Origin of the sequence: Aeromonas lacus, from assembly GCF_000764665.1 — a bacterium.
Classification (GTDB): domain Bacteria; phylum Pseudomonadota; class Gammaproteobacteria; order Enterobacterales; family Aeromonadaceae; genus Aeromonas; species Aeromonas lacus.
In genome coordinates, this window is sequence record NZ_JRGM01000106.1 from 1 (window position 1) to 723 (window position 723).

The 723-nt window shown below is 41.2% G+C and carries 1 pseudogene; it reads left to right on the top strand.

Annotation, left to right across the window (positions count from 1 at the left end):
- A pseudogene (locus LG31_RS20405) lies at positions 1-216 on the top strand (transposase); the annotation flags it as partial.
- Positions 217-723: the final 507 nt, after the last annotated feature.

The following is a 723-nucleotide window of genomic DNA, read 5'->3' on the forward strand; positions in this document are numbered from 1 at the left end:
CCACTGCGGCGCAAGCTGGAGCGTGTTTATGCGGATAGTGCCTATGAAAGCACAGCCAGTAATCAGCTTGTCTCGCGTAAAGGGGCGACAGCCTGTATCTCACCTCGCAAGAACTCTGGGCTCTGGAAAAAGGGGCACTCAAGAAATGACGCTGTGCTGGTGATGCGCAAGGAAGGGCTGGCGCACTGGAAGAAGATATCGGGATATCACTGTCGCTAAAGCAATTTTATGTATCCAATCACCATGAGGATTACGGCAGTTGGACGGGGCAAGAATGTCTGCAGTTAGCATTTTGGGAGTACCCTGTATTCCACAGGATAAACTGATTGATAGGTATACCACCCTACTGTGGTGCTTTTGTCATACGCTTAAGATGATGCATATCCCGATGGGGTATTTCTTCTGATTTGTTAATTATTGTGGAAATCAAAAACGTGCGGATCGAATTGTATCGCGTTGAAACAACAACTTCTTAATCCTTTATATGTACTTGATGCTCACTTGTAATAACTATAACTTAAAATTATTTGTGTAACATTTTAACGTTCACTAGGTTGTCACTAAATGATAAGAAATGGTGTGATTGTTTTATTGGCTGCTTATAATGGAGCCAAAACTCTCTCTCAGCAACTTGATTCAATATTACATCAAAAAAATGTTAATGTTCACATCGTATGTAGTGTGGATTTAAGCTCTGATAATTCGTTTGACATTTGTTTAGAC